The 12,610-nt window shown below is 68.7% G+C and carries 14 protein-coding genes; 9 read left to right on the top strand and 5 right to left on the bottom strand.

What is annotated here, in order from left to right; genetic code table 11:
- Positions 1-87: 87 nt before the first annotated feature.
- Together ald and ACWELJ_RS30325 are read right to left on the bottom strand one after the other, a co-directional pair.
- Positions 88-1,197: an alanine dehydrogenase gene (gene ald, locus ACWELJ_RS30330; RefSeq protein ID WP_452369532.1), complete on the bottom strand. Its 1,110-nt coding sequence runs from the start codon at positions 1,195-1,197 to the stop codon at positions 88-90.
- Between the two features lie 67 nt (positions 1,198-1,264).
- Positions 1,265-2,062 (bottom strand): MBL fold metallo-hydrolase, encoded by a 798-nt coding sequence (locus tag ACWELJ_RS30325; RefSeq protein WP_452369531.1) that lies wholly within the window; start codon positions 2,060-2,062, stop codon positions 1,265-1,267.
- 71 nt (positions 2,063-2,133) lie between these two features.
- Here ACWELJ_RS30325 and ACWELJ_RS30320 point away from each other — a divergent pair, with 71 nt between their 5' ends.
- The 6 genes from ACWELJ_RS30320 (at position 2,134) to ACWELJ_RS30295 (ending at position 6,694) form a co-directional block, all read left to right on the top strand.
- Positions 2,134-3,090 (top strand): GlxA family transcriptional regulator, encoded by a 957-nt coding sequence (locus tag ACWELJ_RS30320; RefSeq protein ID WP_452369530.1) that lies wholly within the window; start codon positions 2,134-2,136, stop codon positions 3,088-3,090.
- Positions 3,091-3,099: 9 nt separating this feature from the next.
- Positions 3,100-3,615, top strand: coding sequence for a gamma carbonic anhydrase family protein (locus tag ACWELJ_RS30315; RefSeq protein ID WP_452369529.1), 516 nt, complete (start codon positions 3,100-3,102; stop codon positions 3,613-3,615).
- A gap of 141 nt (positions 3,616-3,756) precedes the next feature.
- Positions 3,757-3,930: a hypothetical protein gene (locus ACWELJ_RS30310; protein ID WP_452369528.1), complete on the top strand. Its 174-nt coding sequence runs from the start codon at positions 3,757-3,759 to the stop codon at positions 3,928-3,930.
- A gap of 144 nt (positions 3,931-4,074) precedes the next feature.
- Complete coding sequence (locus tag ACWELJ_RS30305; RefSeq protein ID WP_452369527.1) at positions 4,075-4,704, top strand: TetR/AcrR family transcriptional regulator; 630 nt, start codon at positions 4,075-4,077, stop codon at positions 4,702-4,704.
- A gap of 76 nt (positions 4,705-4,780) precedes the next feature.
- Positions 4,781-5,497, top strand: a complete 717-nt coding sequence (locus tag ACWELJ_RS30300) for a SanA/YdcF family protein (protein ID WP_452369526.1) — start codon at positions 4,781-4,783, stop codon at positions 5,495-5,497.
- Between the two features lie 420 nt (positions 5,498-5,917).
- A complete protein-coding gene (locus tag ACWELJ_RS30295) occupies positions 5,918-6,694 on the top strand; it encodes a helix-turn-helix transcriptional regulator (RefSeq protein WP_452369525.1) in 777 nt (258 codons plus the stop codon).
- A gap of 92 nt (positions 6,695-6,786) precedes the next feature.
- On the opposite strand, the gene gndA is transcribed toward ACWELJ_RS30295, so the two are convergent.
- Entirely contained in the window at positions 6,787-8,229 is a 1,443-nt protein-coding gene (gndA, locus tag ACWELJ_RS30290; protein WP_452369524.1) for an NADP-dependent phosphogluconate dehydrogenase, read from the bottom strand.
- A 420-nt stretch (positions 8,230-8,649) separates the two neighbouring features.
- Here gndA and ACWELJ_RS30285 point away from each other — a divergent pair, with 420 nt between their 5' ends.
- Entirely contained in the window at positions 8,650-9,381 is a 732-nt protein-coding gene (locus ACWELJ_RS30285; RefSeq protein WP_452369523.1) for a DUF7873 family protein, read from the top strand.
- 385 nt (positions 9,382-9,766) lie between these two features.
- Here the strand turns inward: ACWELJ_RS30285 and ACWELJ_RS30280 are convergent, their stop codons facing one another.
- A complete protein-coding gene (locus tag ACWELJ_RS30280) occupies positions 9,767-10,357 on the bottom strand; it encodes a TetR/AcrR family transcriptional regulator (protein WP_452369522.1) in 591 nt (196 codons plus the stop codon).
- Between the two features lie 56 nt (positions 10,358-10,413).
- Here ACWELJ_RS30280 and ACWELJ_RS30275 point away from each other — a divergent pair, with 56 nt between their 5' ends.
- Positions 10,414-10,899 (top strand): nitroreductase family deazaflavin-dependent oxidoreductase, encoded by a 486-nt coding sequence (locus ACWELJ_RS30275; RefSeq protein WP_452369521.1) that lies wholly within the window; start codon positions 10,414-10,416, stop codon positions 10,897-10,899.
- On the opposite strand, the gene ACWELJ_RS30270 is transcribed toward ACWELJ_RS30275, so the two are convergent.
- The gene (locus tag ACWELJ_RS30270) at positions 10,892-11,686 is read right to left on the bottom strand and encodes an MmyB family transcriptional regulator (protein WP_452369520.1); all 795 of its coding nucleotides are present in this window, start codon (positions 11,684-11,686) and stop codon (positions 10,892-10,894) included. The two genes, ACWELJ_RS30275 and ACWELJ_RS30270, sit on opposite strands and share 8 nt — an antisense overlap.
- Positions 11,687-12,138: 452 nt before the next feature.
- Here ACWELJ_RS30270 and ACWELJ_RS30265 point away from each other — a divergent pair, with 452 nt between their 5' ends.
- Entirely contained in the window at positions 12,139-12,555 is a 417-nt protein-coding gene (locus ACWELJ_RS30265; protein ID WP_452369519.1) for a cutinase family protein, read from the top strand.
- Positions 12,556-12,610 lie beyond the last annotated feature (55 nt).

Here is a 12,610-nt window from a genome sequence, read left to right as displayed (position 1 = left end):
GATCTGCTCGCGCACCAGCGCGAAATCGGACTGGTCGCCGTAGTACGGGTCCGGCACCGAACGGCCGTCCGCCTCCGGGCGCCGTTGTCAGGACGAGGAGTAGGTCGCCGGCCCCAGGCCGTGCGCGGCCGCCACCTCGGGCGAATAGAGCCGCCCGGCGTCGGCCGTGAGCCCCTGGGCGAGACCGGGATCCGCGGCGCACGCGCCCGCCCAGCCCAGGTCCGCGATGGCGCGCGCGTACGGCAGCGTCACATTGGTGAGCGCCACGGTGGAGGTGTGCGGGACCGCGCCCGGCATGTTCGCGACACAGTAGAACAGCGTGTCCGCCACGTGGAACGTCGGTTTCGCGTGTGTGGTCGGATGCGAGCTCTCGAAGCAGCCGCCCTGATCGATGGCGATATCGACCAGCACCGCGCCGGACCGCATCCGCGCGACCAGACTGTCGGGCACCAGTTTCGGGGCGCGCGCGCCCGGCACCAGCACCGACCCGATCACCAGATCGGCGGCCAGCACGGCCTTCTCGACCTCGGCGGTATTCGATCCGATGGTGGTGATCCGCCCGCCGAACCGGGCGTCGAGTTCCCGCAAGCGCGCGATATTGGTGTCCAGCACCGTGACCCGCGCCCCCATGCCGACCGCGACGGTGGCCGCGTTGCTGCCCGCCACTCCCCCGCCCAGCACCACGGCGTCCGCGGGCCGCACGCCCGGCACCCCGCCGAGCAGCAGACCGGACCCGCCCTGCGGCGCCATCAGGTGATAGGCCCCGACCATGCTGCCGAGCTTGCCCGCCACCTCGCTCATGGGCGCGAGCAAGGGCAGGCTGCCGTCGGCGGCGCGCACGGTCTCGTAGGCGATGGCGGTGATGCCCGAGCGCAGGATGGCGTCGGTGCAGGCGCGGGAGGCGGCCAGGTGCAGGAAGGTGAACAGCACCTGCCCCGCCCGCATGCGCGGATACTCCTCGGCGATGGGCTCTTTCACCTTCAACACCAGTTCGGCCGCGCCCCAGACGTCGTCGGCGGTGGGCGCGGTGCGGGCGCCCGCCGCGAGGTAGTCGGCATCGTGGAATCCGGACCCGATACCCGCGCCGGCCTCGATCAGCACCTCGTGTCCCTGCCGCACCAGTTCCCCGGCACCGGCCGGGGTGAGGGCGACGCGGTACTCCTGCTCCTTGACCTCCCGTGGAACCCCGATTCTCATACCGCCATAGTTCCCCCGCCCGGGCCGCGCCGCCATCAGCGCCACGGCCCGAATTCGCCGGCGGCGGTCAGGAAGCGACCGCGACCGTGATGGGCAGGACCTCGCCCGGGGTGGGGATGCGCAGCCGATCGGCGCGGCCCGCGATGGTGAACAGGTGGGTCAGATAGTCGAGGTGCTCGGTGAAGTGCGCCCAGCCCTCGGCGTGCACGGGCACGATCAGCGCGTCGCCGAGCGCGACCGAGGCGTCGGTGGCGGTGCGCCCGTTGAGGGTGACGTCCTGATCGCCGAAGCGTCCCACATTGGCCGCGCCCACATTCAGGATGGCGATATCGATGCCGCCGACGCGGTCCGCGATCGTCGCCACGTAGTCGACCGAGGCGTTGTCGCCGGACACGTACACGGTCGGGAGCCCGTCGGCCTGCAACACGAATCCGGTGACGACGCCCGAGAACGGTTCGCAGCCCTCCGGGCCGTGCAGCGCGGGCACCCCGGTGACGGTGACGCCGCCGATGGTCACCGACTCCCAGTTCGCCAGTCCCCGAACGCCTTCCATGCGTCCGGCGGCGTCCGGGGTGGACAGCACGGTCTCGACGCCCGCCAGGAACTCGCGCCCGGACCGGTCGAGATTGTCGGCGTGCTGGTCGTGGGAGAGCAGCACCACGTCGACGGGCCCGACCGCGGCGGCGGGCACGGCGGGACCGGTGAGCTTGTAGAGGGTGACCGGGCCCGGGTACTCGCCGGGCTCGTCGAAGGTGGGGTCGGTCAGCCAGACGAGGTCGCCGTAGCCGAATCGCACTGTGGGGCCTCCGATGTGGAGGAGTTCGAGGGTGGTGGTGGCGGCCGCGGTGTCGATCGTGTTCGTCATGGCATCGAGTTTCGCGGCCCGCCGCCGCCACCGACAGTGGCCCGAAGGCCGCGCATCGATAAGATCGGGCCATGAGTGCCGAGCACACCGTGGCCGTCCTGGCGTTCGACGGGATCAGCCCCTTCCACCTGTCGGTGCCGACGCTGGTGTTCGGCCGGATCGGAGCCGGCGGGCCGGACGACAGTCCCTACCGCGTGGTGGTGTGCGCCGAACAGCCCGGAACCTGTTCCACCGCCGCGGGTTTCGACATCGTCGTCCACCACGGCCTGGAGGCGGCCGAGACCGCGGACACCGTCGTCGTCCCCAGCTGGGAGCGCGATCGCCCACTGCCCGCGGCGATGCGAGACACCCTGCGCCGGGCGCACGGCCGCGGGGCGCGCATCGTCGGCCTGTGCCTGGGCGCGTGGGCGGTGGCGGCGAGCGGGCTGGCCGACGGCCGCGAGATCACCACGCACTGGTCGGCGGCCGACGAACTGGCCCGCGCCTATCCCGCGGTCCGGGTGCGCTCGGATGCGCTGTGGTCCGATGACGGCGACCTCATCACCTCCGCGGGGGTGGCGGCCGCGCTGGACTGCTGCCTGCATCTGGTGCGTTCCGACCACGGCAGCCGGGTCGCCGCCGAGCTGGCGCGCCGGCTGGTGCTGGCCCCGCATCGCAGCGGCTCACAGGCGCAGTACATTCCGGTCGCGGTGCCCGAGCCCGGCGATCAGGATCCGATCGAGCACGCCATGGTCTGGGCCAGAACGCATCTCGACGAGCCGGTGGATCTGGACGGCTGGGCCCGCACCGCGCTGATGTCGCGGCGCACCTTCACCCGCCGCTTCCGCGACCGCACCGGCACCAGCCCGCAGCAGTGGCTGCTGCAGCAGCGGGTGGATCATGCTCGATTGTTGCTGGAGTCCACCGACGACACCATGGACCGGGTGGCCGCCGACTCGGGCCTGGGCACCGGCGTCAATCTGCGCCATCACTTCCACCGCATGCTGGGCACCACCCCCGCGGCCCACCGCGCCCTGTTCCGCCGCTAAGTTCGCCCCATGAGGATTCAGCTGGGTGAGCACGCACCGACGATCGACGAGACCGCGTGGATCGCGCCCAACGCCACCGTGGCCGGCCGGGTGCGGCTGGAAAGCGAAGTGAGCGTCTGGTATTCGGCGGTGCTGCGCGGAGACATGGACGAGATCACCGTGGGCGCGCGCAGCAATATCCAGGACGGGTGCGTGCTGCACGCCGATCCGGGCTTCCCGTGCACCGTGGGCGAGGGGGTCTCGGTCGGGCACAACGCGATTCTGCACGGCTGCACCGTCGGCGACGACGTGCTGATCGGCATGGGTGCCACGGTGCTCAATGGCGCGGTGATCGGCGAGGGCAGTCTGATCGCGGCCAACGCGCTGGTGCCGGAGGGCGCGCAGATTCCGCCGGGGTCGCTGGTCGCCGGGGTGCCGGGCAAGGTGCGCCGGGAGCTGAGCGAGGCCGAGCGTGATCACATTCGCCTGAATGCGGTCGCCTACCTGCACAACACGGCGCTGCACCGGCAGGGTCAAGAGGCGTGACTGAAGGGGGCGTGTGAAATCCCCCACACTGAACAAGTGACCATTAAGTCCGCTGCTAGCATCGGGCGAAGCGTTCCCGGCGGCCCGGGCTGTGCCGCCGCCAGCCGGGGCGCGTGCTCGGGGCTAGCAGGAGGTTTCACGGTGTCGTACAAGCACGACAGTATGCACCGACAGCGCATCAGCGTGGCCGACATCGCGGCCGAGCCAGGGGGATTCGAGGCGCTCCAACGCCGCGTCCACGAACTGCGTTCCAGCGGCATCGATTTCGCCGCCAATGCCATCGAGAGCGAAATGGCCGCCCTCGACGTCCGTTGACCGGACCGGGCGTTCACTGATCGGACGGGGTACGGACCGTGCCCCCGAGGCAATGAGATACTTTCGGATCGGCCTGTGCGCTACCGCGCCTCGGCCGTTCACCGCGCTGTCGCGGGGTCGTCCACCCGATCGACTGGAGACTCGATGCCGTCCGTTCCCACCATCCTGCAACGCATTCTCGAGAAGCCGCGGAGCGAAGGCGAACAGCTACTGGAAAGCGCGCTGTCGGCGTTCCTGGACTTCGGGATCAAGCGAACCAGCATGGGGGAGATCGCCCGTCGCGCCGGGATCAGTCCCGCCACCCTGTACCGGCGATTCGAATCCAAGAACGATCTGGTCGCCGCGGTCGGCGTGCGCGAGGCGCAGCTGTTCATCGCCGAGATCGACGAGCGGGTGCGGATCGCCGCCGGCGGCAAGTCCGGGCAGGCACAGCTGGTCGAGGTGTTCGCGGCGTTCATCATTCAGCTGGCCAACAACAAACTGCTGCGGCGGCTGCTGCGCACCGAGCCGGAGACCATCCTGCCGCGGCTGACCACCGAGGCCGGGCCGGTGCTCGCGGTCGGGCGCGCCTATCTGGCCGAGAAGCTGCGCGCGCTACAGGCTTCCGGGGACCTGCCGGACTTCGACGCGGATCTGGTGGCGGAGGTGTTCGCGCGGCTGGGGCAGTCGCTGGTGCTGACGCCGGACGGGCTGATCCCGCTCACCGACGAGACGGCCGCGCGTGAGTTCGCACGGCGCACGGTGCTGCCGATGATCGGCGTGCGACCGGCCTGATCTCGTCGTCTCGAATGCACAGGCGCGGGCGGAAAGTCGTTCGATCGATGGGGCGAGTTCCGGCAGACTGACGGCCATGCAGTTGCGTTCCGCCCTCCGTTCCGCCCGCACCCGGCTCGCCACCCGGTTGCCGCTGCGGCGCGTGGTGAAGATCTGCGCCGTGCTCGCGGTGCTGGGGTTCACGGTGCTGGTCGCGTCGGATCTGTGGATCCGGCTGGCGCACCGGAAGTACGAGTACAGCGTGGCGACCGTGCCGTCCGCCGATGTCGCCATCGTGCTCGGCGCGGAGGTCAAGCCGAACGGGAAGCCGTCGGACTATCTGAAGGCCCGCCTGGATCTGGGCCGCCGGCTGCTGGAGGCCGGAAAGGTGAAGGCGCTGCTGCTCACCGGCGACAACGGCCGCCCCAGCTACGACGAGCCGACCGGCATGCGCGCCTACCTGATCGAGCAGGGCGTGCCCGCCGCCAAGATCGCGCTGGACTACGCCGGATTCAGCACCTACGAATCGTGTGTGCGCGCCCACGACATCTTCGGCGTCACCTCCGCCATCGCGGTCACCCAGGATTTCAGCCTGCCCCGCACCATCGCGCTGTGCCGCGCGGCCGGGATCGATACGGTCGCCGTCGGTGACGACACCATGCCGCACAACACCGTCTACCGCGAGAATTGGCTGCGCGAGCAATTGGCCGACACCAAGGCGGTGTATTCCATTCTGGCGCGACCCGAGCCGACATTCCGTGGCGCGCGGGAGACTTCGGTCCGCGACGCGATGGCCGCGGACCCGCAGCCCTGACCGGTCAGATATTCCCGGCCAGCGATCCCAAACTGCCCGCCGCACCCGCGGCCACCGCGCTACCCGTCATGAGACCGACCGCGGCCAGAACCAGAGCCCACATATGAAGAACCTTTCGAGAGCGAATTCGAAGACGCCTCGAAAGGTAGTGCGGCCCACCATGTCCCGACGAGAGCCGAACGCGGACTCTGCGCCGACTCCATGGCGATACCCAGCACCTTCCCAGTACCCGATCGCGCCCCGATGTGGTAAGCGCGATTATCACGTGCGGCGTGCCGCCACAAGCGCTTCGACACACACAAACTGGATCCAACGCAGGATCGTCGCGAAACGAGTTCTGTGGCAGCATCCCGTTAAGGGTTGCTCGTCGGTGACTGCGAGCGGAAATCGAGACGAGCAGGCAATGGGAAGGCGGGATCGGTGACCGGAAACGGCGACCGGCTAGCGGATGACATCTCGATTCCCACCTTCGGCCAAGCCCTGCGCCGCCTCCGCGACGAACGCGGCTTCTCCCGCGAACACCTCGCCTATTCGGCCGGCGTCAGCGCCAGCTACGTCACCCTGCTCGAGAAGGGTGAGCGCGGCAATCCGACCCGCTCCGTCGTCGAGGCCCTGATGCGCTGCCTCGACACCCGGACACCGCTGACCCCCACCGACCGCAGACATCTCTTCGACCTGGCCGGCATCCGGGTGGAGGACAACCCCGACCCCGAGGAACTCCACGCCTCCCTCACCCCCGACCAGCACGAGGCCCTGGCCCTCTTCCACCCCGCCCTGGCCGCCTACGTCGACCCGTGCGGCAATATCCTCGACGCCAACGACGCGTGGTACGCCGCGTTCCCCGGAGTCCGCGAGGACCGCAACATCATTCACTGGATGTTCGGCAACCCCGTCGCCAAACTCGTCATAGCCGACTGGCAATCCGAAGCCGGCCTCTACGTCCAATGGCTCCGCGCGACCGTCGGCCGCATCCCCGACGACCCCGCCATCACCGCCCTGGTAGCCGACCTGGCCCGCTACCCCCACTTCCGCCACTACTGGTCCGAAGGCGGGGTCGACTTCGTCCCACCCGTCCGCACCCAACGCCTCCGCAACCCCAACTCCGGCCAAATCCGCTCCTACAGCGTCCAAGCCGGCCCCATCCAAACCGAAACCCACCCCGACCGAATAATCCTGCTGTTGTGCCTGCCGCTCTGACTGGGCTGCATCGGTCGGGTTACAAAGGCGGAGCAGGGCCGGGAGGGCGCCTGCCCCGCCTTTCCAGGTGAGACTGGTTGTCCCGCTGCGAATTACGCGGGGACTTCGCTGCGGTCGCCGCTCCACAGGGTGTGGTACTTGCCTTCGGCGTCGATGCGCTCGTAGGTGTGGGCGCCGAAGAAGTCGCGCTGGCCCTGGGTCAGGGCGGCCGGGAGGCGCTCGGCGCGGAGGCCGTCGTAGTAGGACAGGGAGGAGGCGAAGGCCGGGACCGGGATGCCGAGCTGGGTGGCGACCACGACCACGCGACGCCAGCTGTCGATGGCCGTCTCAATGGCCTCGCGGAAGTACGGGGCGAGGATCAGGGACGGCAGCGCCGGGTCGGCTTCGTAGGCTTCCTTGATGCGGTTGAGGAAGCGGGCGCGGATGATGCAGCCGCCGCGCCAGATGGTGGCGAGGTCGCCGGGGCGCAGGTCCCAGTTGTATTCGGCGGAGCCTGCGGCGATCTGGTCGAAGCCCTGGGCGTAGGCGACGATCTTGGAGGCGTAGAGGGCCTGGCGGATCGCCTCGGTGAATTCGGCGACATCCGTGGGCTTTTCGCCGAGGACGCCGGAGGCGAGGCCCTTGGCGGCGGCGCGCTGGGTCCGGGAACCCGACAGGGCGCGGGCGAAGACGGCTTCCGCGATACCGGTGACGGGGATGCCGAGGTCGAGGGCGGACTTGACGGTCCAGCGGCCGGTGCCCTTCTGCTCGGCGGCGTCGACGATCACGTCGACCAGCGGCTTGCCGGTCTTGGCGTCGACCTGGTTGAGGACCTCGGCGGTGATCTCGACCAGGTAGCTCTCCAGGTCGCCGGAGTTCCACTGGGTGAAGACGTCGGCGATCTGCTTGGCGTCGAAGCCCAGCGCGTCGCGGAACAGGTTGTAGGCCTCACCGATCAGCTGCATGTCGGCGTACTCGATGCCGTTGTGCACCATCTTCACGAAGTGGCCGGAACCGTCGGGGCCGATGTGGGTGCAGCAGGGGACGCCGTCCACCTGGGCGGCGATCGACTCCAGCAGCGGGCCCAGCGACTCGTAGGACTCCTTCGGGCCGCCCGGCATGATGGCGGGGCCGTTCAGCGCGCCCTCCTCACCACCGGAGATGCCGGCGCCGACGAAGTTCAGGCCGCGCGCCTTCATCGCCGCCTCACGGCGGATGGTGTCGGTGTAGAGGGCGTTGCCGCCGTCGATGATGATGTCGCCGGGCTCCATGGCCGCGGCCAGCTCCTCGATCACGGCGTCGGTGGCGTCGCCCGCCTTCACCATGATCAGCACGCGGCGCGGCTTCTCCAGCGCGGCCACGAACTCTTCGACGGTCTCCGTGCGAATGAAGTCACCGTCACCGCCGTGCTCGGCGAGCAGGGCATCGGTCTTGCCGATGCTGCGGTTGTGCAGGGCCACGGTGTACCCGTGCCGGGCGAAGTTGCGGGCGATATTGCTACCCATGACCGCCAGGCCGGTCACGCCGATCTGGGCGCGCGCTTCCGAGGTCGCCATGAAACAGCCTCTCCGTTCAGATGTCGATGACCGCACGAAGTCTCCTCGGCGGCGGCATCAGCGGAATGCGTCCACGACGCCGTACCTTTTCTACCGCACGCCGGATTCCGGGCTGAGCGCGGCTGCGCGGCGCGCGGGCGCAGGCCGGGCCGAGCGACCCGGTAGGCCCACACGGCAGCGGGAGGGATCGCGCTGCCCGCCGCTCACGCCACCGCACCGGCCGTGGGCGCAGGCGGGCTCGACGATCCGGGATCCGGGCTCCAGCGCGCGAAATCGGGACACCACCGCGAGGTCACGGCGGACCGCCGGCCGCACCGGACGCGCGACGACCGCGCACACGGTCCAATACCGGCCGCAACCGTCGAGGCGAGCGCCGAAAATGCCTGGCCGCCAACACAGATCCATCGATACAGTGCCGGAATGACACGTTTGAATCAGATTGTCGCCGTCGAGAAAGGGATCAAGTCCCGCACCTTCTCCGAGCTCACCGAGGCCCATCACAAGCTGGCCAAAAACCCGCTGCTGAGCGGCATTTCGCGTACCTACCGCCCCAAGGACGAGGAGGGCGAGCAGCTGCCGCCCGAGTCGACGCGCGTCCAGGTGAGATCCGAGGAAGTCCTGCACACCACGGCGGAAATCCTGACCAAACTGTTCGACGTGGTCGCCACCAAGGACTGGGCGAACTGCACCGCCACCGCCGACGTGGTCGTCGACGGCCGCACCCTGATCGAGAACGCGCCCATCACCTACCTGCTGTTCCTGGAGAAGCAGCTGGTGGACCTGCACACCTTCGTGCGCAAACTGCCGGTGCTGGACGCCGCCGAGTCGTGGGAGTACGACGCCGCCGCGGACTGCTACGCGACCGAGCCGGTACAGACGGTGCGCACCAAGAAGATTCCGCGCAACCACGTGAAAGCCGAAGCTACGGAGAAGCATCCGGCGCAGGTCGAGGTGTATCACGAGGATGTGGTGGTCGGCTATTGGCGGACCATCCGGTTCTCCGGCGCACTGCCCGCCAAGCGCGTCAACGAGCTCGTCGAGCGTGTCGAAAAGCTCCAGCACGCAGTGAAATTCGCGCGCGAGGAGGCCAACAACGCCGAGATCACCCAGCGCAAGCTGGGCGAGGAAGTCTTCGGATATTTGTTTGGCTGAATACGTTCAGGCGGCTACAGTCGGCAGTGCGCAAGGAGCGCAAGCTGAAACAGAAGTTCAACTGTGACAGGCACAGCGGCCCAGTGGAGGTTCGAATCCTCCTCCCGCCACGCACGGCGGGATAGCCCAACCGGCAGAGGCACCGCGCCTTCAAACTCACACTATCGCTCCAGTTTCAGTATTCGCCGCCGAACGCCGAATCGAAGGAATGGATTGTCAGCGTGAAGGTTGCAGGTTCAACTCCTGCCAGCCCAGCCACCAATGGGCTGTAGCTCAATCGCAGAGCGTCACGTTAACTTGAGACTGAACCCGTTCTTAAACGTGTCGGCGTGCCGCAATTGGGCGGCCACCGAGGCCCCGGGGCAGGCTAGGCCCCGGGGTTTCCCTATGCCAGGGCGGGCGCGACCCACTTCGAGAGATAGTCGCGCAGTTCCGCGCCCCGTCGCGGTGGGCGGCCCGGATCGATGACGAACGACTGCACGATGCGCAGCATGTGCTCGACCAGCTGATCCAGGTCGTCACCCGCGAGTCCGGCCGCAGCCCAATCGACCGAGAAGCGTTCCAGCAGGGAACGCCCGAAAGACCTTGCGGTATCGGAAGTTACGCCCGCCGAGAAGGCACTGGCCCGGCCCGGGCGCAGCAACAGACCGAGGTATTTCTCCTCCGGCAGACGCTCCAGGGTGTAGGCGATGCCCTCGACGACCGCGGTCGCCGGATCGCGAATCTCGATCAGCCGCTCGGCCAGCACATTCAGGAAATGCTCGGTCTGCGCGATGGCCGTCGCGGTCAAAAGCGCTTCCGCGCTGGGGAAATAGCGGTACACCGTCTGGCGGGTGACGCCGAGATCGCGGGCCACCTCGGCGATGCTGAACTCGTCGCCGGAGCGGTCGATGGCGCGGCGGGCGGCGGCCACGATGCGGTCGATCGCCTCCGCGTCGTCGGCGGGAGCTGATCCGGACCATCCATGCGTGCGCACACCTTGACCATACACATGGTCCTGACTGTATGGTCGAGGGGCGTGAAAGGAAGCCCATGACCACCACCCCGCCGCGGCCCCCGCAACTCGACTCCCCGGTCCTGCCCAAGATCTTCAAATACACCGGCCGCGCGCAGGTCTGGATCTACCGCCGCACCGGCGGCCGGATCGGCGGGAAATGGCGGATCGGCGCGGGCTTCCGCAAGCCGGTGCCGACGCTGCTGCTCGAGCATCGCGGCCGCAAGTCCGGCACCGTCTACACCGTTCCACTGCTGTACATCGGCGACGGCGCGGACACCATCGTGGTGGCCTCGCAGGGCGGGCTGCCGAAACACCCGCAGTGGTACCGCAATCTGTGCGCGAGCCCGGACACCCACATCCAGATCGGCCGCGACCGGTTCGCGGTGCGCGCCCACACCGCCGACGCCGGACAGCGCGCCCGGCTCTGGCCGCTGCTGGTGGCGGCCTACGCCGACTTCGACACCTACCAGGCCTGGACCGAGCGCGAAATCCCGGTCGTGATCCTCACCCCGATCAATTAGCCGAACCGGCGGGCAGCCCCACCGTGGCGACGATGAGGCCGGGATACGCGACGGATTCCAGTATGCCCACCTGCATGCGATACAGCCGCAGCTCGCCCGTGCCCGGATCACGCAGCCGCATGGTCCGCACGGGCGGCGCGAACCCGACGTCACCGGCGGACCAGAAGCGCCGGAACTCCGGGAATTCGCCGAGCTCGCGCATGAGATCGCCGAACACCGCGGGATCGGTCAGCGCCCCGACGGTCCCGCGCAGCCAGCTCACCGACTGCCGCACGTCGGCCTCCCAATCGGCCATCACCCGCCGGGCCGCCGGATCGGCGAACATCCACCGATACAGGTTTCCGTTCTCGGCCAGCCCCGGAAACGTCTGCGCCCATTCGATGTTCCCGGCCAGCACATTGCCGCGGGTGTCGTAGAACGCCGCCGGCTTCGGCCGGTGCATGGCGAGCAGGCGCAGCGCGTCGGCGCCGATCGATCTCTTCAACTCCGCGACCGCCGGATATCCCGCGCCGGTGAGCCCGGCCAAATCGTAGAGATGGCGACGCTCGGTGTCCGACAACGGATTCCGCTGACTCATACATCTCACGAGCGCGTCGACCACAGCCTGGGTGGGCTTGGTTTTCCCGCCCTTCTCCAACCGCGTGACATAACTGGCGCTGACCCCGGCCGAGAATGCCAGCCGCTCCCGGGACAGTCCGCGTTGATCCCGCAACCGCCGCAACACATCTCCGAATGTGGGCAGCGCGATGTGCTGATGTTCCCCGATATTCGTTGCCCGGATAGTCATATCCGCCGGTTCCCTCCTGCCCTGTAGCGAATCGACGGCTCAGCGTCCGTGACCACTGCCAGAACTTCTCCCGCACGGAATACTCCCACATCATCGGCCTCGAGTCGCGTCGACGGGGCGGCGCGTCGATTGATAGCAATGGGGAATCGGCTACCGGTCCGCGAATTGCGATCGGCGAAATCGGCGCGGCGCACGGGAATTCGATTTCCGCCGCGCGCCGCCACGCCGAGCAATGAGAACAGGTGTCAATTATCCCATCCGTCCGGTTCTCGGCGTTTCCCGCGCAATCAGTCTCGAGACCGGCCTCGACCTTTGGTATGTTCTGCTCGACGTGCCGCCCCGGCACCGACCATGCGGTGGAGAAATCGTCCGAACGATTCGAACAAGGGGTGCGAACCTTGTCTTTTCGAGCAACACGAGCATTCAGAACGGCGAGCAGCGCGCTCGCGGCGGTGGCGACCGCGGCCGGAATCCTCACGGCCACCGGCGCACCCGGCGCGCAGGCCGCGCCCGCGGACTGCCCCAACCTCAATGTGATCGCGGTCCCCGGCACCTGGGAAACCTCCGTCGACGACCCGAAACAGGGCATGCTCTCGCAAGTCACCCGCGGCCTGCCCGGCACGGTCCGCACCGACTACGTCAGCTATCCGGCCACCGCCTTCCCCTGGGACGGCGAGGTGTACGGCCGCTCCAAGCACGAAGCCGTGAGCAATGCCCGCGGCCTCATGTCCGCCATGGCGGCGCGCTGCGCGGCAACACGTTTCGCGCTCATCGGCTACAGCCAGGGCGCGGACGCGGCCGGCGATCTGGCCTCCGAGATCGGCACCGGCAGGGAGACGTCCAGGCTGCACAGGTACGCGTTGCCGTAGGCGCCGTAGCTGCTGAACCGCGCGACGCCATTGAGGACGTCGGGCAGTTCGACGG

The sequence above is a fragment of the Nocardia sp. NPDC004582 genome (assembly GCF_053602115.1).
The sequence above is the reverse complement of the archived record's forward strand: the minus strand, read 5'-3'. Positions and strand labels throughout refer to the sequence as shown.

What these genes read in the sequence shown, in the direction of transcription:
- ACWELJ_RS30285 (WP_452369523.1), top strand. Translation starts at nt 8,650, where the DNA reads ATGACACGTTTGAATCAGATTGTCGCCGTCGAGAAAGGGATCAAGTCC.
- ACWELJ_RS30275 (WP_452369521.1), top strand. Translation starts at nt 10,414, where the DNA reads ATGACCACCACCCCGCCGCGGCCCCCGCAACTCGACTCCCCGGTCCTG.
- ald (WP_452369532.1), bottom strand. Translation starts at nt 1,197, where the DNA reads ATGAGAATCGGGGTTCCACGGGAGGTCAAGGAGCAGGAGTACCGCGTC.
- ACWELJ_RS30305 (WP_452369527.1), top strand. Translation starts at nt 4,075, where the DNA reads ATGCCGTCCGTTCCCACCATCCTGCAACGCATTCTCGAGAAGCCGCGG.
- gndA (WP_452369524.1), bottom strand. Translation starts at nt 8,229, where the DNA reads ATGGCGACCTCGGAAGCGCGCGCCCAGATCGGCGTGACCGGCCTGGCG.
- ACWELJ_RS30300 (WP_452369526.1), top strand. Translation starts at nt 4,781, where the DNA reads ATGCAGTTGCGTTCCGCCCTCCGTTCCGCCCGCACCCGGCTCGCCACC.
- ACWELJ_RS30270 (WP_452369520.1), bottom strand. Translation starts at nt 11,686, where the DNA reads ATGACTATCCGGGCAACGAATATCGGGGAACATCAGCACATCGCGCTG.
- ACWELJ_RS30320 (WP_452369530.1), top strand. Translation starts at nt 2,134, where the DNA reads ATGAGTGCCGAGCACACCGTGGCCGTCCTGGCGTTCGACGGGATCAGC.
- ACWELJ_RS30315 (WP_452369529.1), top strand. Translation starts at nt 3,100, where the DNA reads ATGAGGATTCAGCTGGGTGAGCACGCACCGACGATCGACGAGACCGCG.
- ACWELJ_RS30325 (WP_452369531.1), bottom strand. Translation starts at nt 2,062, where the DNA reads ATGACGAACACGATCGACACCGCGGCCGCCACCACCACCCTCGAACTC.